Annotated in this window: 18 protein-coding genes; 7 read left to right on the top strand and 11 right to left on the bottom strand. The window is 70.9% G+C overall.

Annotation, left to right across the window (positions count from 1 at the left end):
• The first annotated feature begins 100 nt into the window (after positions 1 to 100).
• Positions 101 to 547 (top strand): MarR family winged helix-turn-helix transcriptional regulator, encoded by a 447-nt coding sequence (locus CRP27_RS11625; protein ID WP_097180803.1) that lies wholly within the window; start codon positions 101 to 103, stop codon positions 545 to 547.
• Between the two features lie 159 nt (positions 548 to 706).
• The gene (locus CRP27_RS18255) at positions 707 to 862 is read left to right on the top strand and encodes a hypothetical protein (RefSeq protein ID WP_176505571.1); all 156 of its coding nucleotides are present in this window, start codon (positions 707 to 709) and stop codon (positions 860 to 862) included.
• Between the two features lie 44 nt (positions 863 to 906).
• Here the strand turns inward: CRP27_RS18255 and CRP27_RS11630 are convergent, their stop codons facing one another.
• The 8 genes from CRP27_RS11630 to CRP27_RS11665 form a co-directional block, all read right to left on the bottom strand.
• A complete protein-coding gene (locus CRP27_RS11630; RefSeq protein ID WP_097180804.1) occupies positions 907 to 2,718 on the bottom strand; it encodes a choice-of-anchor G family protein in 1,812 nt (603 codons plus the stop codon).
• Positions 2,715 to 3,431: a hypothetical protein gene (locus CRP27_RS18260; RefSeq protein ID WP_097180805.1), complete on the bottom strand. Its 717-nt coding sequence runs from the start codon at positions 3,429 to 3,431 to the stop codon at positions 2,715 to 2,717. The genes CRP27_RS11630 and CRP27_RS18260 overlap by 4 nt, the downstream gene beginning before the upstream one ends.
• A complete protein-coding gene (locus CRP27_RS11640) occupies positions 3,428 to 3,985 on the bottom strand; it encodes a signal peptidase I (RefSeq protein WP_097180806.1) in 558 nt (185 codons plus the stop codon). Before CRP27_RS11640 ends, CRP27_RS18260 begins: the two co-directional genes overlap by 4 nt.
• A gap of 7 nt (positions 3,986 to 3,992) precedes the next feature.
• Positions 3,993 to 4,694 (bottom strand): acyl-CoA dehydrogenase, encoded by a 702-nt coding sequence (locus tag CRP27_RS11645; RefSeq protein ID WP_255257553.1) that lies wholly within the window; start codon positions 4,692 to 4,694, stop codon positions 3,993 to 3,995.
• 126 nt (positions 4,695 to 4,820) lie between these two features.
• The gene (locus CRP27_RS11650; RefSeq protein ID WP_255257554.1) at positions 4,821 to 5,669 is read right to left on the bottom strand and encodes a carbohydrate ABC transporter permease; all 849 of its coding nucleotides are present in this window, start codon (positions 5,667 to 5,669) and stop codon (positions 4,821 to 4,823) included.
• Positions 5,669 to 6,640, bottom strand: a complete 972-nt coding sequence (locus CRP27_RS11655) for a carbohydrate ABC transporter permease (protein WP_176505572.1) — start codon at positions 6,638 to 6,640, stop codon at positions 5,669 to 5,671. The genes CRP27_RS11650 and CRP27_RS11655 overlap by 1 nt, the downstream gene beginning before the upstream one ends.
• Complete coding sequence (locus CRP27_RS11660; RefSeq protein WP_097180808.1) at positions 6,637 to 7,956, bottom strand: ABC transporter substrate-binding protein; 1,320 nt, start codon at positions 7,954 to 7,956, stop codon at positions 6,637 to 6,639. Before CRP27_RS11660 ends, CRP27_RS11655 begins: the two co-directional genes overlap by 4 nt.
• A 454-nt stretch (positions 7,957 to 8,410) precedes the next feature.
• Positions 8,411 to 9,427: a LacI family DNA-binding transcriptional regulator gene (locus CRP27_RS11665; RefSeq protein WP_255257555.1), complete on the bottom strand. Its 1,017-nt coding sequence runs from the start codon at positions 9,425 to 9,427 to the stop codon at positions 8,411 to 8,413.
• Positions 9,428 to 9,629: 202 nt separating this feature from the next.
• Here CRP27_RS11665 and CRP27_RS11670 point away from each other — a divergent pair, with 202 nt between their 5' ends.
• The 5 genes from CRP27_RS11670 to CRP27_RS11690 all read left to right on the top strand — a co-directional run bounded on the left by CRP27_RS11670 (position 9,630) and on the right by CRP27_RS11690 (position 14,655).
• Positions 9,630 to 10,865 (top strand): extracellular solute-binding protein, encoded by a 1,236-nt coding sequence (locus tag CRP27_RS11670; protein WP_097180809.1) that lies wholly within the window; start codon positions 9,630 to 9,632, stop codon positions 10,863 to 10,865.
• Between the two features lie 2 nt (positions 10,866 to 10,867).
• A complete protein-coding gene (locus tag CRP27_RS11675; RefSeq protein WP_079238304.1) occupies positions 10,868 to 11,836 on the top strand; it encodes a carbohydrate ABC transporter permease in 969 nt (322 codons plus the stop codon).
• Positions 11,837 to 11,945: 109 nt separating this feature from the next.
• Entirely contained in the window at positions 11,946 to 12,698 is a 753-nt protein-coding gene (locus CRP27_RS11680; RefSeq protein WP_255257579.1) for a carbohydrate ABC transporter permease, read from the top strand.
• A 38-nt stretch (positions 12,699 to 12,736) separates the two neighbouring features.
• Complete coding sequence (locus CRP27_RS11685; RefSeq protein WP_097180810.1) at positions 12,737 to 13,543, top strand: ThuA domain-containing protein; 807 nt, start codon at positions 12,737 to 12,739, stop codon at positions 13,541 to 13,543.
• Entirely contained in the window at positions 13,540 to 14,655 is a 1,116-nt protein-coding gene (locus tag CRP27_RS11690; protein WP_097180811.1) for a Gfo/Idh/MocA family protein, read from the top strand. The genes CRP27_RS11685 and CRP27_RS11690 overlap by 4 nt, the downstream gene beginning before the upstream one ends.
• A 339-nt stretch (positions 14,656 to 14,994) precedes the next feature.
• On the opposite strand, the gene opgC is transcribed toward CRP27_RS11690, so the two are convergent.
• From opgC to CRP27_RS11705, 3 genes are read right to left on the bottom strand one after another with little or no spacing between them, the layout of a single operon-like run.
• Positions 14,995 to 17,556, bottom strand: coding sequence for an OpgC domain-containing protein (gene opgC, locus CRP27_RS11695; protein WP_255257556.1), 2,562 nt, complete (start codon positions 17,554 to 17,556; stop codon positions 14,995 to 14,997).
• Complete coding sequence (locus CRP27_RS11700) at positions 17,544 to 17,957, bottom strand: ATP-binding protein (RefSeq protein ID WP_176505573.1); 414 nt, start codon at positions 17,955 to 17,957, stop codon at positions 17,544 to 17,546. Before CRP27_RS11700 ends, opgC begins: the two co-directional genes overlap by 13 nt.
• Positions 17,954 to 19,900: a glycosyltransferase gene (locus CRP27_RS11705; protein WP_255257580.1), complete on the bottom strand. Its 1,947-nt coding sequence runs from the start codon at positions 19,898 to 19,900 to the stop codon at positions 17,954 to 17,956. Before CRP27_RS11705 ends, CRP27_RS11700 begins: the two co-directional genes overlap by 4 nt.
• Between the last annotated feature and the right edge of the window lie 220 nt (positions 19,901 to 20,120).

Genomic DNA, 20,120 nt, shown 5'->3' on the forward strand with positions numbered 1-20,120 from the left:
GTGTCCACATTCCGCTGCCACCCTCGTTATCTGGATACGCTGGCGTGACGAGTGCGGCGTATCGTGTCGCGCAAACGATCCGCACCGAGAGGGCGACCACGTGAGCGAGATCGACCTGACCGCGGCCGTCACCCGGCTCGAGGCCGCGATGGGGGCGCTGCGCGGTCGACTGCGGGACCGACTGGACGTGTCCGGATCCGACCTGACGGTCCTGCAGTTCGTGGCCCGTGCCGCGGCGGCCGAGCGGAAGGTCAGGGTGAAGGACCTCGCGTCGCACCTGGGCCTCAGCGGGCCCGCCGTGACGGGAACGGTCGACCGGCTCGAGCGCGCGGGCCACCTCTGCCGCGTCCCGAACCCGGACGACGGCCGGAGCCGCTTCATCGAGCTGACGCCGGAGACCGAGCGCGCCTACGCCTCGGCGATGGACAGCACGAACGAGCACCTGCACGAGCTGTTGTCCTCCTTCACTGATCGCGAACGGGCGAAGTACGTCCGGGTCATCGACCGCGTCATCGAAGCGCTCGAATTCGGCGCCCCGTCGCCTTGACGGCAGGGTACGGGCGACGACGACCGCACCTCGATCATTTGTCCACCAAGCGCAGTTAGGTAACTTCCCTACCTACATTGCCGGACGCACGGCCCGCGCGCCCGTACCTTCGTCCACGGATGCCCCCGATCGGGGGTACGAGGGCGAAGGGAGCGAACGATGAGCCACTACGAGTCGCAGCAGGGTGTCGACCCGGTCCGCATCGAGACGTTCCGGCTGATGCGCAAGCGCTGGAAGCACGGCGAGCAGCAGGACGGCGCCAGGCTGTACGAGGACTTCTTCACGGACACCGCCCGCGACCCGCGTCGCGGCTGACGACGGGTCACCCGGGTCCGGCCTGGAGGCACGGCGCGCGTCCGTCACGGACGCTGCGGCACCAGCGACACCGCGTTCGGTCCCACAGTGGCGGTCGCCAGGTCGACGCGCGCCAGGCCTCCGGGTGCGAGCGCATCCGCGATCGTCAGGCGCAGGGCCGTCTCGGTGTGCCGCCCGGTCGCTGCGCGGCCACCGCCCGGACCGGCGGGCACGCTGTCCTCCTGCACGTTGACCCGCAGCGAGAGCACTCCGGGGAGCCCGGCCAGCACGGTCGCGAGCGCGGTGACGACCGGCCCGCCGATCGTCGTCGTGATCGTCGTGCCGAGTGAATCGACGAGCGCGAACAGCCTCGTCGCGAGCTCCCCGACCACCGCCTGCGTCAACGGGTTCACGAGCGAGGTCGCCAGCCCGGTGACGACGCCGAGCAACCCGCCGAGCGGCAGGCCGAGCAGGTCGACGCCGACCGTCAGCTTCGTCTGGCCGGACATCAGCGCCGCGATGCCGGTGTCGACCCCGACGGAGAGCTTCGCGATCGGGACCCGGACGCCGAGCAGCGGTGCGCTGAGGTCCGCGGCGAGTGCGATCCGCAGGTGGATCGAGCCGAGCGCCGTCGTGAGCGCCGCGGTGATCCGGTTCGCCCACGCGTCCACGACCTGACCGAGCCGGTCGGCGACTGCCCCGAGGGTGACCGCGTCGAGGACCACCTCGTGGTTGCGCGGCAGGTCGTTCAGTCCGTGCTCGTCGTCGCCGAGCAGGTGTGCCAGGTCGACCCGGATCGTCCCGGCGGACAGGTCGAGCGTGATGGTGCCGTCCGCGTCCTGCACGGGTTCGGCGAGCAGTGGCGACACCGCAGCGCCGAGGTCGGGTCCGCTCAGCACGACGGTGCCGCCGACGGTGCCGAGTCCGAGACCGCCGGTCAGCGTGCCGAGGACGCCGAGCACGCCCTGGTCGATCGTCCGCGCCAGCACACCGTCGCTCCCGCCGAGGGCGCCCACGGCGGTGTCGAGCTGGACCACGGTGTCGTCGACGGCGGCGGCGAGCGCGCCGACGAGCGGGCTGTCCACACGGAGGTCGAGGCTCGCGATGCCGTAGTCCCGCGTGACCCCGGTCGTCTCCCCCGCCGAGACGGCCTGCTGCACGGCGGCACGGAGGTTCGTGCGGAGCGTCTGCTGCACGACCCCGCCCCAGAGTTCCTCCTCGATCGCGTCGCACCCCGCGAGCTCGGCGGTCGCCCCCACCGCCCCGACGTCCAGGCCGACGTCGGTGACGTCAGCGATCCCCGGCAGCGCGGTCCCGAGCGTGACGGAGGCGGGCTCCGGCAGCTCGCCCGTCGGGGTCGTGTCGGTGACGAGCAGACCGCCGGAGTCCGCCACGAGGCCCGCTGCCGCGACCGCGTCCCCGGTGCCGGCGGCGGTGGCGACCTGGTTCACCGCGCCGGCCGACCCCGCCGGCAGCCCGACGCCGAGCCCGGTCAGGTCGATGCCGACCAGGTCACCGAGCAGCCCGACGTCGAGCGGGTTGCCGAAGGACTGCGCGAACGGGCGCGCGTTCCCGATCTCCGGCGACGTGGCCGGCTCCACGGATGCGGCAGCGGCACCGGTCTTGGCGACGGTGACGCCCTGCACGGCGGCGACCGCGTCGAGGTCGACCCCCGCCAGGGAGCCGCCGAGGAACCGGCTCGACGCCGTGGCGGTGTACCCGGAGTCCGTTCCGCAGTCGAAGGTCGACGTCCCGACGGTGCCTGTGGCCCACTCCCGGTCCGTCCAGGACGCCGTGCTCGGGACGGCGGTCGGCAGGACCAGTGCTGCGGCGAGGGCGATGCCCGTCGCGACGGCGGACCGGCTCCGCGGGGTCACGGTCGTGCCTCCGCTGCCCGTGCGTCCCGACGGCGGCGCAGCGCGAGGCCGCCGAGGACCGCGGCGAGGGCGACGAGTGCCGGCCCGACGAGCGGACCGCCGGTGTACGCCAGGGCCGGAGCGGGACCCGCAGCCACAGCGTGTCCGCTCACCACGGGGTCGTCGCCGCGGGCGGTGACCCCGAGGCCGAGGCGCCCGGACAGTCCGGCGAGCCCGGGGTCCGTGGCGTCGTCCAGCGACGAGCGGACCAGCAGGAACGCGGTGCCGTCGCCGTCGGGATCGGGCACCCGGACGATGGGGCTCGTCGTCGCCCAGTCCTCGGCAGGCGTGGCCCGGACGAGGTCGACCGAGGCACCGGGGCAGCTCGGGGTACCGCCCGTGTCCTGCCAGGCGCGGTCGCAGGACGACACCGTGACGCGCAGCCCGGTCGGGGCCTCGGCGAGCGCGCCGTCCTTGCGGACCTCGAGGTCGAGCATGACGGGCCCGGCGACCCGGACCTCCGTGCGCACCTGCCACGCCGTCTCGGTGACGCCGGCTGCGTCGGGCAGGGTCAGGGGCTCTGGACCGGTGTGCAGCACGAGGCGACCCGGCGTGCCGGTCTCGGGCACGGGCCTCCAGTCCGTCGCGGCGACCGCCGCCACCGTCGTGCCGGCACCGACGCACCCGACGACCACTGCGGCGAGCGCCACGAACGACGTGAGCCGCCCGGTCACGCGTGGTCCTCCCGCCGACGGTCCGGCCAGAACGCCCACGCGACGAGCACCCCGAGGGCCGTGACGGCGAGGCCCCGGCCGACCGGACTCGTCAGGGCGACGAGCACCGAGCCGAGGGTGGGTGCGTGGGCGAGGACGAGGCCGGCCTCGCGGACGACGTACGGGTCGCGGTCGTCCGAGGCGTTGTCGTCGCCGCGGAGTGTGAGCGATCGCGCTCCGGGCTCGCCCGGAACCGGTTCGACGGCGACGATCCGGTGCGTGACCGGCAGCGCGGAACCCGGTCGGGGCACGGTGACGACGTCGCCCTCGTGCAGTTCCGTCGCGGGGACCTCGTGGGTGATCGCGAGGCCACCAGCGGGGATCGTCGGTGCCATCGACCCGGTCGTGACGACGACGAACGACAGCCCGGTCAGGGCGATCGCGACCCACCCGAGCAGGCAGGCGAGGCCGATCGCACCCGCGACGGTCACGACGACCGTGCGGACCCGGTCGACGAGACGGCGGGGTGGCGCCGTGTCCTCCGCGGAGGACGACGGCGCGGTGGTGCCGCGCACGACGCGCTCAGTCGGACTCGGCGGCGAACTGCCACGCCGGTGCGGCGGTCCTCCCCTGCAGGGCGTCGAGCGGCACGCCCGGCGGCAGGGTCGGCGACGCGGGCAGGGAGACCTCGAAGCAGTACCGCTGCGTCGAGGCCCCGGCGGCGGCGAGCCGCTGCGGCGCCGACGCGGCGGTGGTGCCGAGCGGCCCGTCGGCGATGACGTTCGCCGGGGTCGCGAAGGCGGTGGCGTCGCAGGCGGCCGTGGTGCTCGTCGCCGTGGCCACCCGGACGTGCAGCGCGCCCCAGAGTGCGTCGTCGGCGTCGGTCACGGTGACGCCGACGGCGGGGACGGCAGCGCGGAGGGCCACGTCACCGGCGACCGAGTCGGCGGTGGTGCGCAGGGCGACGGGGGCGTAGGCCGCGGTTCCGGGCGAGAGCGCCAGGGCGTCGACCGTGAACCGGAGCGCCTGGCCCGGGTTCGTCTCGTCCGAGGTGAACCCCGCCGCGGTGAACGGTGCCGTGACGTTCTGCTGCACCTCGAAGCCCGAGGTGCCGACGCCGGCGCCTCCGGAGCCGTTGCCGCCGAACACCCACTCGGTGTCGGTCCACGAGGCGAGCGTGTAGCCGAGGCCGCCGACGACGAGGGCTCCTCCCGCCGCGATCGCGAACGCCCTGGTGCGGTTCGTGCGGCGCCGAGCGCGCGCGGGTGTGCTGGTGTCAGCCATTGCCGTGTCTCCTGATCCGTGACGTCGACCGGATGCGACGACGGCCCGGGGTGGTTGGTCCCGGGCCGTCGTGCTCGACGTCGTTCCTCGATCCTCTCGTAGACCTGAGGGATCGACAAGGTCTGCTCAGCCCTTGACGGCACCCGACGTCAGCCCGGACACGATCGACCGGCGGAACACCAGCACGAGGATGACGATCGGCACCGTCGCCGCGACGCTCGCCGCGAAGATCTGGGCGAACGGCACGGTGAACTGGGTGCCGAACAGGGCGATCCCGACCGGGATGGTCCGGAACGAGTTCTCACTGTTGAACGTCAACGCCATCAGGAACTCGCTCCACGACGCCGTGAAGGTGAACACCCCGACCGTGAAGAGCCCCGGCTTGGCCATCGGCAGGATCACCGAGCGCACCGTGCGCCAGGCGCCGGCACCGTCGATCTCGGAAGCTTCCTCGATCGTCGAGGGGATGCCCTGCAGGTAGTTCCGCATGATCCAGATGGCGAAGGGCAGGTTGAACGCGACGTACGGCACGATCAGCCCCGGGTACGAGTTGAGCAGCCCGAGGTTGCGCTCGAGCAGGTACAGCGGCGTCAGCACCGCGATCGCCGGGAACACCGAGAGCATGAGCAACGAGGTCATGATCGCCGTGCGGCCCCGGATGAACCGGCCGGCGAGCGCGTACCCGGCGAGGAACGCCAGGGCGAGCACGATGACGGTCGTGGACACCGACACGATGACGCTGTTGACCATGTACTGGCCGAGGGCGTTGTCGCGGAAGGCCACCACGAAGTTGTCGAACGTGATCGCCTGCGGCCACGCGGTCGGCGGCGACTGCGAGATCTCCGACGCCGGCTTGAGCGACGTCGTGACGAGCCAGTACAGCGGCAGCGCGGTGAGCACCGCGATGACGACACCGCTGACGTTGACGGTGTTGACCCACTTGCGCCACCCCCGGCGCACGCGTTGACGGGGCATCAGTCGTCCCCTCCCTTCGCCTGGTTCCGGAACGCCCGGAGGAACAGCAGACAGCCGGCCGCGACGATGACCGCCGTGGAGGTCGCGATCGCCGCACCGGGGCCGATGTTGATGTCCTGGAACAGGACCTTGTAGCCCATGATCGCGAGCGACTGGGTGCTGGTCCCCGGTCCGCCGTTCGTCAGCACGAACGGGAGGTCGAACACGCCGAACGCCTGCAGGATGCGGAACAGCACCGCGATCGTGAGCGTCGGGGTGAGCTGCGGCAGCACCACGCGCCAGAACGTCTGCCACGGGCTCGCGCCGTCGAGCTCGGCTGCCTCGTAGTGGTCCTCGGAGATCTGCACGAGCCCCGCGAGCAGGATGATCGCCACGAACGGCGTCGTCTTCCAGATGTCCGCGACCATCAGCCCGGTGATCGCGGGGACCGGTTCGCCGAGGATCACGGGTGCGTCGCCGAACAGGCCGAAGAACCACGTGGCGACCCCGTAGGTGGAGTCGTACACGTACTTCCAGAGCTGCGCGTTCACGATGGTGACGAGCGACCACGGGACGAGCATGAGCGCGAGCATCCACCCACGGGTGGCACCGAGCCGCTCGAGCACGAGGGCGACGAGCATCCCGAGGACGAGCTCCACCGACACCGTCACGAGCGTGTACAGCACCGTGAAGCCCAGCGCCCGGTACCAGTCGGCGCTCTGCAGCAGCGCCGCGTAGTTGCCGAGCCCGAACGACTGGATCGAGAAGCCCTCGTAGCCGACCTCGACGTCCGCGAAGCTCAGGACGATCGAGTACACCACCGGGAAGATCGTGACCGCCGCCACGACCAGGAGTGCCGGGGCCGCGAAGCCCCACGCGCCCCGCGCGCGGATGCGGTCGAGTCGCGACCGCCCCGTGAGGCGAGGTGGCGGGTCGAGGCGACCCGCGCCTCCAGGCCTGGTCGACGCCCGCGTCGCGGTGCCCGCGCTCACAGCGCTTCGCCCTGCAGTGCGAGCGAGATGGCGGAGGCCATCGCGCTGGTGCCGCCGTCGACCGACGCCTGGCCACCGAGGATGCTGTTGCCGTTCTGGTACACGCCCTGCGAGACCTTCGGGTAGTACGCCGTCGAGGTCGGGCGGGGCACGAGCGTGATCCCCGCGGCGGTGTCGTACGTCGGGCGCTGCTGCCGCTTGGCGTCCTCGCTCGTGAGCGACTCGCTGCGCGCAGGCAGGACACCGCCCTCGCGGGTGAGGAACTGCTGCGCGGTCTCGCTCGACATCCAGCTCGCGAACGTCAACGCCGCCGCGGGCTGCTGCGTGTGCGGGTTGATGGAGTTGCCCCACCCGCCGATCGTCGAGTGGTGCTCGTCGGATCCGTCGAACGTCGGCCGCGCGGCGAGTCCGACCTTGCCGGCGACCCGGCTGTCCGGACCGTTCGCGATGCCCCACGCGTAGGACCAGTTGCGGAGGAACGCCGCCCGTCCGCCGGAGAACGCGTCGTTCGTGTCCTGCTCCTGGTACGTCAGGGTGGCCCGGGGGCTCGCGCCGTCCGTGATCAGGGACCGCATGAACTCGAAGGCGCGCTTCGTCTCGGAGCTCGTGGTCTCGGGCCTCGTCAGGTCGTCGTTGAGCAGTGAGCCGCCGGCGTCCGCGACGAACTCGGTGACGTTGCAGGTGAGCCCCTCGTACACGTCGCCCTGGAACGCGAACCCGTAGCTGACGTCGCCGGTGTCGACGAGCTTCGCCGCCGTCTCACGCACTTCCTCCCACGACGCGGGCACCTGGAAGCCGTGCTTGTCGAGGAGGTCCTTCCGGTACAGGAAGAAGGACTCGTCGATGTAGAGCGGGAACATGTAGTACGTCCCGTCGACGCTCGCCGCCTGGCGGAGGCCCTCGGGGAACTGGTCGAAGAAGTCCGCGCCGACGAGCTGGTTCACGGGCGTCGCGAGCTTGTTCTTCGCGAACTGCCCGGGCCACGCGACGTCGCCGAGGTACACGTCCGGGGTGCTCGACCCCGCGGCGATCTGCGTCGTGAGGCTCGTCCGGTTCGTGTCGGTGTCGCTCGGGGCGCTGACGATCCGGACCCGGATGTTCGGGTGCTCCTTCTGGAACTCGGCGATCAGCCGCCGCCGGAGGTCCCCGCCGTCCTTCGAGGCGACCTGGCCGGCCCACCAGCTGATCGTGACGTCACCCTCGGGCGGGTCCGTCGGCCAGTCCTCCACGGTGGTGCGCTCCGGGCGGGTCGAGCAGCCGGCGAGCAGCAGCGCACCCGCTCCCCCGAGCAGGAACATCCTGCGGTCGATCGCCATCCCGTCCTCCTCGACGTGTGGTGTGTCGTTCCTGTACGTCCACACAACCAACGCTCCCTGGACGCCCGGTGGGCGGGGTGGCGGGGCGGCCGCCTGTCGGCCTGGAGGCGCGGTGCGGAGCCGCCACGCGCCTCCAGGCCGACACGGTGCCGCGAAGGCGACAGATCCCGGGTCCCGGCCGCGGGCTGTGTCACGAAAGCGACAGTGCTGCGCGGAAGTCCTGCGGCAGACCGTCGCTTTCGCGACGGGTCAGGCGGGCGCGGGCGCCGTCGAGCCGGCGAAGCGGTGGACGCGGCGGACGGCGGCCTGGAGGCGCGGTGCGGGCCCGCCACGCGTCTCCAGGCCGACACGGTGTTGCGGACGCGACATATCCCGAGTTCCGGCCGCGGGCCGTGCCGCGAAGGCGACAGAAGTGCGCGGGAGTCCTGCGGCAGACCGTCGCTTTCGCGACGGGTCAGGCGGGCGCGGGCGCCGTCGAGTCGGCGAGGTGGATGGCGCAGGGGATGAGCGTGTGCGTGAGCGCCGTCGTCCGGCCCTCGAGGTGGTCCGTCAGGGACTCCACCGCGAGCCGCCCGAGTTCCGGCCCTGGGGCGTTCAGCGTCGTGAGCACGGGTTCGGTCGCCGCGCCGGCACCGTCGGAGGAGACGATCGCGATGATCGAGACGTCCTCGGGGACCCGTCGCCCGGCCGCGATCAGGCCGCTGACCAGCCCGAAGTTCGAGTCGTCCTTCATGATGATCGTCGCCGTGACGTCGGGGTCGCTCGCGAGGAGCTCCCGCGCAGCGCGTCGCCCACCCTCCGCCGAAGCGCCGGACGCGACCACCGTGCCGTGCAGACCCCGGCGGTCCATCGAGGCCCGGAATGCCGCCTCGGACCGGACCTTCGGGCCGTACTCGGCCATCGCGGTGCCGTCGAGGTCCTCCACGACGAGGCCGATGCGCCGGTGCCCGAGGCCGGCGAGGTGGTCGAGCGCGTCCTCGACGGTGCGCTCGAAGTCGATGTCGACGTACGACATCGCCGACGGGTCCGCGGTCCGCCCGATGGCGACGAACGGGACGTCCATCGCGGCGAGCTGCTCGATCCGGGGGTCGTGCATGGTGACCTCCATGACGACGACCCCGTCGGCGAGCCCGCCGGAGATGAGGTCGCGGACGTCCTCCGCCGTGGTCGCGGCGGGCCAGAGCACCAGGTGGTACCCGAGCTCGGAAGCACGACTGGCGGCGCTCGTGAAGAACTGCAGCGCCGTCTGGCCGAGCCGGTGTTCGAGCACCGGGAACAGCAGCGCCAGGATGTGCGTGCGCCGGGATGCCAGTGCCCGTGCGACGACGTTGTTGCGGTACCCGAGCTCGCGCATCGCCGCGGTGACCCGGGCACGGGTGTCCTCCGACACGCGCTTGTTGCCGTTCACCACGAACGACACGGTGGCGATCGACACCCCAGCCCGGTCGGCGACCTGCTGCATCGTCGCCATGACGTCTCCCGTTCGTGTGATCCGCTCACTGTAGCGCCGCGGAGTTCGGAGAAAGTCCGTCTAAGCGCTTTACTGTCGAAGCGCTTAGATGCTAGCTTCGTGCCACTCGGGACGCGACGGAGCGCTTCTGGTCCGGTTCGCACCCGATCCACGGACGACATGCCCGTCCGTGCCCGGCAACCATCCAGAGAAGAGCGAAGCAATGAAGCCTCGACACCGCAGGACGCCCACGGTCCTCAGCGCGGTCGCCATGCTGGCGGCCGTCCCCCTCGTCCTCGCCGGCTGCTCCGGCGGCTCCTCCGCGAGCTCCGGCGGCAAGGTGGACTCCATCACCGTCCTCGACTACTACAACCAGGGCAACGACAAGAAGGTGATCGGCGACTACCTCGACAAGTGCGGCGCCGAGAACGACGTCACCATCAAGCGCAGCCTGGTCCCCGGCTCCTCCCTGATCCAGAAGGTGCTCCAGCAGGCGTCGTCGAAGACGCTGCCCGACGTCCTGATGCTGGACAACCCCGACCTGCAACAGATCGCCGAGACGGGTGCGCTCTCGCCCCTCACCGACTACGGCATCTCGACCGACGGCTACGCGAAGGGCGTGCTGCAGGCCGGCACCTACAAGGGGAAGGTGTACGGCCTCGCGCCGACCGTGAACACCATCGCCCTCTTCTACGACAAGAAGAAGCTCGCCGCGGCCGGCGTCACCCCGCCGAAGACCTGGGACGAGCTGAAGACCGCCTCGGCGAAGCTCACCGCGAACGGCGAGTACGGGTTCGCCGTGGACGCCAACGCCACCTACGAGGGCACCTGGCAGTTCCTGCCCTTCATGTGGTCGAACGGCGGCGACGAGAAGGACATCGCCACCGCGAAGACCGCCGAGGCGCTGTCCCTCTGGACCGACCTCGTCAAGGACGGCTCGATGTCGAAGAGCGTCGTGAACTGGACCCAGGCCGACGTCAACGACCAGTTCATGGCCGGCAAGGCCGCGATGATGATCAACGGCCCGTGGCAGATCCCGGCACTCAAGGACTCCGGCATCGACTACGGGATCGCGCAGATCCCCGTGCAGTCCGCCAGCGACACCGCCGTGGCACCGCTCGGCGGCGAAGTCTGGACCGTCCCGAACACCGGCGACAAGGCGAAGCAGCAGGTCGCGGCCAAGGTCGTCGACTGCATGAACGACGCCAAGAACCAGCTCGCGATGGCCAAGCTCCGCTACACGATCCCGTCGAAGACCGAGGTCGCGCAGCAGTTCGGCAAGGACGTCCCGGAGGAGCAGGTCTTCGTCGACCTGGTCGCCGACGCCCGCGCCCGCACCGGTGAGCTCGGGGCCGACTGGCCGAAGGCGGCGACGAAGATCTACACCGCCGTGCAGTCCGCGCTGACCGGGCAGGACTCGCCCGCCGACGCGCTGAAGAACGCGCAGTCGAGCAACTGAGCATGACCTCCACCGCGACGCACGTCGCCCCGCAGCGGGCCGCCGGGGACGGGAGCACCACTCCCGCCCCGCGGCCCGCCCGCCGGGGCCGCGGTCTGCGCTTCGAGCGGATCGCCCAGCTCCTGTTCCTGCTGCCGGCCGTGGTGTTCCTCGTGCTGTTCTTCGGCTACCCGGTCGTCAAGAACATCGTGATGAGCTTCCAGGCCTACACGACCTCGACCTTCTACACGGGCGAGGCGCCGTGGGTCGGGCTCTCGAACTACGTCTCCGTGGTGTCGTCGCAGCTGTTCAGCACGGCACTGCTCAACACCGCACTGTTCACGATCGGGTCGATCGTCGGCCAGTTCGTCCTCGGGCTGCTCCTCGCCCTGTTCTTCCGGCGGAACTTCCCGCTGTCCGGGCTCCTCCGCTCGCTGCTCCTGCTCCCCTGGCTGCTGCCGCTCATCGTCTCGAGTGCGGTGTGGAAGTGGATGCTCGACCAGGACTCGGGCGTCGTGAACCAGTTCCTCGGGATCTTCGGCATCGGCTCGGTCCCGTGGCTCACCAGCCCGGCGGTCGCGCTCATCACCGTGATCGGCGTGAACATCTGGATCGGCATCCCGTTCAACACGACGATCCTCTACGGCGGCCTGCAGGACATCCCGACCGAGCTGTACGAGGCTGCCGCGCTCGACGGGGCGACCGGGTGGAAGGCGTTCTGGTCGATCACCTGGCCGATGCTCCGACCGGTCGTCAGCGTCACGCTCGTGCTCGGTGTCGTCTACACGATCAAGGTGCTCGACATCATCCTCGGGTTGACGAACGGCGGGCCGGCGAACGCCACCCAGACGATCGCGACACAGTCCTACGACCTGTCGTTCAAGCAGTTCGACTTCGGCCAGGGTGCCGCGCTGAGCAACATCCTCATCGTGATCTCCGCCCTGTTCGCGATCGTCTACCTCCGTCTCAACCGGAAGGCCATCGATGACTGACGCAACCGCGACGCGCGCCGTGGTGACCCGCGGCACCCGTCGCCCCACCCGGCCGACGACCCCGAAGCAGTGGGTGCTGTCCGGCGTCGGGATCCTGATCCTCGCCGTGATGCTCTTCCCGGTCTACTGGATGATCAACATCTCGCTGCAGCCGGCCGGCCCCGCGATCGAGGCCGCCTGGTTCCCGATCCACGCGCAGCTCGGCGGGTACGCGCAGGCCATCGCCGACCAGGGCGGCGCCTTGGTCACGAGCCTCGCGATCGCCCTCGGCAGCGTGGTGGTCAGCCTGCTCATCGCCACGCCCGCGTCCTACGCCCTCGCGCAGTTCAAGGTGAAGGGCGTCGGGGCGGTCCTGTTCGGGATCCTCATCTCGCAGATGATCCCGGGCATCGTCGTGGCGAACGCGCTGTACGCCGCGTACAACGACCTCGGGCTGCTCAACACGATCCCCGGGTTGATCCTCGCCGACTCGACCGCCGGGGTGCCGTTCGCGATCCTCATCATGCGGGCGTTCATGCAGAACATCCCGCCGTCGATCATCGAGGCCGCGAAGGTGGACGGCGCCGGGAACTTCCGGGCGTTCCGCTCCGTGGTCGTGCCGATCAGCGCCAACGCCCTCATCACCGCCGGGCTCTTCACCTTCCTGTTCACCTGGAGCGACTTCCTGTTCGCCCTGACGCTCACCACCACGGGTGACGTCCGACCGATCACGCTCGGCATCTACAACTACATCGGCACCTTCACCGCCGACTGGTCGACCGTCATGGCCGCCGCGGTGATGGCATCGGTCCCCGCCATCGTGCTGCTGCTCGTGGCGCAGAAGTTCATCGCTGCCGGCGCCACCGGCGGCGCAGTCAAGTGACCGACCCGACCGGCCCCGCAACCCCCGAAAGGCACACCATGACCACCACCCCGCTCCGCATCACCGTCTGGGGCGAGAACGTCCACGAGCAGGTCGAGCAGCACGTCGCCGAGCGCTACCCCGACGGCATGCACGGCGCCATCGCCGACGGCATCCGCGAGAACCTGCCCGACGCCGTCGTCCGGACCGCCACGATGCAGGAGCCCGAGCACGGTCTCACCGACGAGGTGCTCGCCCAGACCGACGTCCTCACCTGGTGGGGCCACGCCGCACACCAGGACGTCGACGACGCCGTCGTCGACCGCGTGCACAAGCACGTCCTCTCCGGCATGGGGCTCGTCGTGCTGCACTCCGGGCACTGGTCGAAGATCTTCGGCAAGCTCATGGGCACGACCTGCACGCTCCGGTGGCGCAGCGAGCACGACCAGGAGCTCGTCTGGACCGTGAACCCGCAGCACCCCATCACCCGAGGCGTCCCGAACCCGATCGTCATCCCCGAGCAGGAGATGTACGGCGAGTACTTCGACGTCCCGACCCCCGACGAGCTCGTGTTCATCTCGGGCTTCACCGGCGGTGAGGTGTTCCGCAGCGGCATGACGTACCGCCGCGGCCTCGGGAAGATCTTCTACTTCTCCCCCGGCGACCAGGACTTCCCCGTGTACCACCACAAGGACGTCCGACGCGTGATCGCGAACGCCACCGAGTGGGCCCGGCCGGAGCGCGAGCGGGAGATCCCGACGCTGCGCCGCTACGACCTCGGCGAGTACTTCGACGGGCAGCACTACCGCGGCCCCTTCGACGACGCCCCCGTGGACGAGCCGGCAGAAGCCGGGGCGCAGGCGTGACCCCCCTCCGCGTCGTCCAGGTCGGTGCCGGCGGCATGGGACGGGCCTGGCTCGCCACCGTCGCCGCCGACCCGGACGTCGAGCTGGTCGGCATCGTCGACCTCGACCTCGACGCCGCACGCGCCGGAGCCGCCGTCGCGGGCGACCCGACGATCCCCGTCGGCACGGACCTCACTGCGCTCGCAGCGGAGACCGGTGCCGAAGCGGTGCTCGACATCACCGTGCCGGTCGCCCACCACCCGGTCACGCTCGAGGCCCTCCGCGCCGGGCTCCCGGTGCTCGGCGAGAAGCCCGCAGCGCAGACGGTCGCCGAGGCCCTGTCGCTCGCGGCCGCCGCCGAGGCCACCGGCAAGCTCTTCATGGTGTCCCAGTCGCGCCGGTACAACGACCACCTCGTCGCGTTCCGGCAGCACGTCCGCGACCTCGGCGCCGTCGGAGGCCTGAGCACCCGGTTCGCGAAGGCCCCGCACTTCGGCGGATTCCGCGAGGAGATGGACGACGTGCTCCTGCTCGACATGGCGATCCACGCGTTCGACTCCGCCCGCTACGTGCTCGAACGCGACCCCGTGTCGGTGTACTGCGAGTCGTGGAACCCGTCGTGGTCCTGGTACCGGGGCGACGCCGCGGCCGCAGCGGTCTTCACCTTCGAGGACGACGTCCGGTATGTGTACGACGGCTCGTGGTGCGCGCCCGGTGCGGAGACCTCGTGGAACGGCGACTGGCGTGCTTCCGGGGCGGCCGGCACGGCGCTGTGGGACGGCGACCACGACCCGTGGAGCGACCTCGACGGCACGCCGGGCGCACCCGCGGCCGCGCCGAGCGTCGGGAACGAGATCGCCGGGGCGCTCGCATCGTTCGTGCGCGCGGTCCGGTCCGGTGAGACCCCGGACGGTGAGGTCCACGGCAACGTCATGAGCCTCACCATGGTGGACGCCGCGATCGCCTCGGCACGGTCCGGACGCCGCATCGTCATCGACGAGGTGCTCGAGCAGGCGCATGCCGCTGCGCTCGAGGCTGAGCAGGATGCGGCGATCCGCGAGCGGTTGGCCGCGTGGGGATCGGTGCGGGGCGCGCTCGCGACGCACGCGCCGGACGCGGCCACGCTCGGCTGACGTTCCCGCACGCAGGGGGCTCCGGGCGTACCTGGTCGAAACGGGCGTACCCGGTCGATTCATTCGACCAGGTACGCCCGTTCTCACAACCCATCGCAACCGTTCTGGGAAGGAACGTCGCGACGCGACCGCGAGACGGGCTGGAGGCGCGTGGCCACGGCACCACGCGCCTCCAGTCCGTCTGCACGCACGTTCGCGGCCCACGCCACGCCGGGCGTACCCGGTCTAGACGGGCGTACCCGGTCGATTCATTCGACCAGGTACGCCCGTTCTCGCAACCCATCGCAACCGTTCTGGGAAGGAACGTCGCGACGCGACCGCGAGGCGGACGTGCACTCGTCAGCGCGGGATGACCGAGAAGAGGAACCGCTTCCGCACCATGTACCAGGCGAGCAGGATCAGGAGCGTGTGGGTGGCGAAGCCGATCCACGGGTTGCCCCAGTCCGGGCCCGGGATCGACGCGATCGCCAGCGCGAAGAAGACCTGCCAGACGAACACGTAGAGGCTCGCCTGGCCGATCGGGATCCAGAGCCAACCGATGGCCTTCGCGATCGGCTTCCAGAACACCGTGAGGATCGCGTACGACACGATCGCGAAGAACGCGATGTCCACCAGGCGCCCCCACTGCAGGTCCACCCGCTGGTACGCCGTGTTGTAGAGCTGGTCGTACATCGACGCCGGGAACGGCACGGGCGTGAACCCGTACTGGTTGCCGGCCCAGACGTAGACCAGGAACAGCGCGTAGCCGCTCAGGCCGATGCCGACCAGGACCTTGCCGAGCCGACCGGTCAGGGCGCCGATGACCTGCCGTCGGTAGTACCCGAGCACGAGTCCGTGCGTGAAGACGACCTGCCAGGTGAGCAGCGGGAACACCGACTCGAACTGCGAGTTCAGCGGGCGGAAGTCCGGGTTGACGGCCTGGAACACGTAGAGCGCCCAGCTGACGACGAGCAACGCCCACCAGTAGCCGCGCCGGATCACCCACATGAACACTGGGATGAACAGGCTGAGCACCACGAACAAGCCCATGATGTTGAACGGCCACGGGCCCATCTCGAGCAGCAGGAACTGGCGGATCGCGTACCACGGCGGTGGGTAGGCGAGCAGCTGCATCGCGTTCGGGTAGAGGTCGTACACGCGTCCCTCGGCACCGACCCCGCCCGTACCGGTCCCCCGGTCCGTGAACGTCGTGATCGCGTCGGTGTTCAGGAACGGCACGAAGCTCAGCGCGAAGACCACGAGGATCACCCCGAGCGTCACGAGGTACTGCTTCCGCGCGCGCTTCCACGCCCCGATCGCCGCCGCCCACTCGCCGAACTTCTTGATGGCGAACGGGTACGTCATGCCGAGGACCATGCCGGACAGGAACACGAACATCTCGGCGCCCGTGATCGCACCCGTGGCGTGCAGCGTGATGTACGAGTACGGTCCGCCGATCTCGATGTGGGTGATGACCACCGCAAGGATGATGAACCCCCGGAACAGGTCGAGTCGCAGGTCGCGCCCGGGTTTGCCGTCGTCCGGGTAGCGCCAGCCGGGCAGGAGTCGGCCGAACACCCCGCTGAGCAGGAACACCACCGCCAGGCCCACCGCGAGCCAGACGATCCACGCCATCTGGTCGCCACCGGTGTCGTACTGCTGGTCGGTCGCGGCGGCACCGTCCTGCGGCGTCACCCGGTCGGTCACGGGCCCGAAGACGAAGTCCCCGGCGCGCTCGAGATCCGTGCGGAACGACCCGGCGATGCCCGGCACGGCGGTGTCACGCCAGTCCGCGACCCTGTTGCCCGCCTCGGGTTCCCGGCGGTTCGTCTCGAGGAACGTCACGCCCCGGATCAGCGGACGGTCCTGCACGGCGGCGATCACCTGCCGCCACCAGCCCTGCTTGACCGGGAGTTCGGCGTCGCCACGGAGCGAGTGGTCGTACAGGGCGCCGGTGTCGAGCAGCATCGGCCGGTCGCCCGCGACGGCGAAGCGGTCGTAGAAGTTGCCGGACTGCGGCTGCTCGTAGCCCCAGGTCTCGTCGAAGCGCCCGGCCACCTCGCCGTCCTCTGGCACGTCGTTCCGGGTGAGCGGGACGTCGCGCCCCGCGGCCTCGGTCGCCTTCCCCTTGCCGAAGGAGTACATCGACAGCCCGACCCAGTCGACGGACGCGTCACCGGGCCAGTACGGCTCGTACGGGTCGTCGGCCGCGGTGAGCTGCCCGTCGCCGTTCGTGTCGAGCTTGGCGACGTCGGTCGCCGACAGGTCCCGCAGCCGCCCGGCGGACTCGCCGAAGGGGTAGCCGGCACCGTACGACGGTGACCAGACCATGCGGGCGTCCGAGCTGCCGTCGTGCACGGTGGTCGCCAGCGCGCGGAACGCCTTCACGAACTGCGTCGGCTGCTGCCCCCAGCGCACCCACGTGCCGTTCATCTGCGGGGCGAAGCGGACGAGGACCTGGGTGTCGTACTGCCGGTGGACCTCCTCGAGCAGGGTGTTCGCCGTCCGGGCGTCCGCCGCGGTGAGGGACCGGAGCGACTGGTCGGGCTCCAGGCTCACGACGAGCACCGCCCCCTGCGTCGCCGCAGCCCGGGTCGCGCGGAGGAACTCCTTGCGGGCGCTGCGGTCGAGCGGGTAGTGGATCTCGACGCCGTACATCGACGGCGTCGCACCGAGTCGGCCCGCGTACCCGTCCGGTGCATCGTCGCCCCAGTCGATGTCCGGTCCGAACCACGTCTTCCCCGAGACCGGCGTCGCCGCGCTCGTCGTCGCCGCGCTCGTCGTCGCCGCGCTCGTCGTCGCCGCGCTCGTCGTCCCCGAGTTCGTCGTCGCCGCAGCGGCCGACGCGGGGAGCGCACCACCGAGCGCCAGGGTCGCGACCACCACGAGGAACGCGACGGCCCGCTGGATCACCGTGCGCACGCCAGCGTCCAGACGTTGTGGCCGCCCTCGTGCCGGTGCTCGAGCCGGTCGAGCGCTGCGATCGCGAGGGCGAGGCCACGACCGCTCTCCTCGTCGACGTCCGCCATCGTCACCGCGGCGAGGTCGACGTCGGCCGGCAACCCGTTGTCGGTGAGCACGGCGACCAGCTCGTCGTCGGTCGCGTCGAGTTCCACGGTGTAGCGCCGACCGGCCTCCTGATCGGTGCGTCGGGTGTGCTCGACGATGTTCGCCGCGATCTCCGCGACGGCGGTCTCGAGGCCGAACCGGAGCCGGACGTCGTCGGTGCCGAGGGTGTCCCACCACGCACCGAAGCGGTCCTGGACCTCGTCGAGGGACGCGACCGTCGCCGGGACCTCGAACGCGATCCGCGCCGCGCTCACAGGGGTCCCCCTGCCGTGCTCGACTCGTGCTCGGACTGCGCCGTGCCGGGCCCCCGGTAGAGCACCGCCCGGATGACGATGCTGAAGATGAAGAGGTCGAACACCACCCACGCGGTGTTCACGAGCGGGGCGATGCCGGACGCCTGCCCGGTCAGGTAGCGGATGCCGATGAGCACGAGCGCGGCGACGAGCGCCCCCATCGCGATGAGCTGCGGTCGGACGAGGTCCCACCGCGGCTTCTGCTCGGACTCGTCCCGGACCTTCGGGGTGACCCGGAAGCCGAGCGGCTTGCCGCGGAACACGTTCTCGAAGGCGCTCGTGACGGACTCGATCCAGACCGGGAAGAGGGCGAGCGAGTACTGCTGCCCGCGCCAGGTCGGGCGCCCGGCGGCCACCACCCAGAACAGCAGCTGGTTGAGGACGAGGAACGGGATGAGCCGGGCGAAGAAGTCGACGCTGTAGGCCTGGACGGGGACGACGCCGAACGACAGGCACAGCACGGGCGCGGCGATGTAGACGATCGCGGCGAACCCGGACAGGTAGCTCCACATCGTCGAGAAGTACATGAGCCGCTGGCCCCACGACAGGCCCTTCTGCACGAGTGGGTTCTCGCGGAAGAAGACCTGCATGGTGCCCTGCGCCCAGCGGAGTCGCTGCACGAGCATCGTCGGCAGGTCCTCCGGAGCGAGCCCCTTCGCCAGGATCTCGTCGTGGTACGCGGACTTCCAGCCGAGGCCGTGCAGGCGCATCGCGGTGGCCATGTCCTCGGTGACGGAGATCGTCGCGAGCGGCATGATCGGCTGTGCCTCGTCGTCGCGGTTGACGTCGAGCGCGCGGGCCAGCACCGCGATGGCCTCGATCGCGGCGACGGGAGAGGCGTCGCGGCGGCCGAGCACGTCGAGCGCGGCGTCGTCGAGGCCCGCGAAGGTGTTCGCGTCCGTCGACATCGCGGCGAGTTCCTGCAGGTCGTTGCGCACGGACTCGAGGTCCGACGCGGCGAACCGGTACGAGATCGCGTCGATGCCCCGCTGGAAGTCGTAGGTCACGTCACCGAGCGGTTCGCCGCGCTGCACCTGGTCGCGGGCGCGGTCGACGACGGCCTCTGCTTCGTCCAGGGCGCCGAGCACGCGCGGGTCGGTCTCGGTCTCGCGCGCACGGGCGAGGAGCTTCCGGGACGTCTTGATGGTGCGCGCCACCGAGGCCTCGACCTCGCGCACGTACCGGGTCACGCCGAGCTGCATGAGGGCCTCGCGCCGGAGGATCGCGTTCGAACCACAGAAGAACGCGGCGTTCCAGCCGTCCTTCGACTGCTGGATCGGGCCGTAGAACAGCGGCGCCTGGCTGCCGAGGAGGTCGGCGTCCGGCACGTTCTCGAACCACTGCGGGGTCTGCACGAGCGCCATCCGCGGGTCCTTGAAGTAGCCGAGCGTCCGGTCGAGGATCGACGGATCCGGCACCTGGTCGGCGTCGAGGATGAGCAGGAACTCGCCCTGGGTCGCCAGCAGTGCGTTGTTGAGGTTGCCGGCCTTGGCGTGCCGGGGCCGGTCGATCCAGTCCGCGCCGCGCGTGATCACCCCGATGCCGAGCGACTCGGCGGCCTCGCGCATCTCCGGGCGGTTGCCGTCGTCGAGGATCCACGTGGTGTGCGGGTGCGTGATGGCCTTCGCCGCACGTGCCGTCCGGACGACGAGGTCGACCGGCTCGTTGTACGTCGTGATGAACACGTCGACGGTCACGGGGTCGCTCGGAGGCGCTGGCGGCTCCCCGCGTTCTCGGAGTCGCCACGCGCCGAACGCGAAGAGCAGCGAGTCGATGACGCTGTAGGTCTCGGCCAGGATGAGCGGCACGGCGATCCACCACGAGTGCCAGTTCACCGAGGCCGCCCAGCGCCAGACGACGTAGTTCACACCGGCGAGCGAGGCGAGCAGCGCGACCGTCCGCACCGTGACGATCCGCCGCCGCGAGGTCCCCGTCGTCAGTCGTCGGCGGTCCTGGCGGCTGACGTCGAGCGCGGTCACCGGGTGTCCCCGTCCGCGGCGTCGCCGAACGTGCTGCGTCGCAAGCGTGCCTCCCTGATCCGCCGGCCCCCGAACGCGGCGCGCGCCCGAGGGGTGGTTGCCGACCGGTCACCGGTTCCAGGTGCCGCTGCCCGATCGTCCGCCC

Origin of the sequence: Curtobacterium sp. 314Chir4.1 (assembly GCF_900215175.1) — a bacterium.
Lineage (GTDB): Bacteria > Actinomycetota > Actinomycetes > Actinomycetales > Microbacteriaceae > Curtobacterium > Curtobacterium pusillum_A.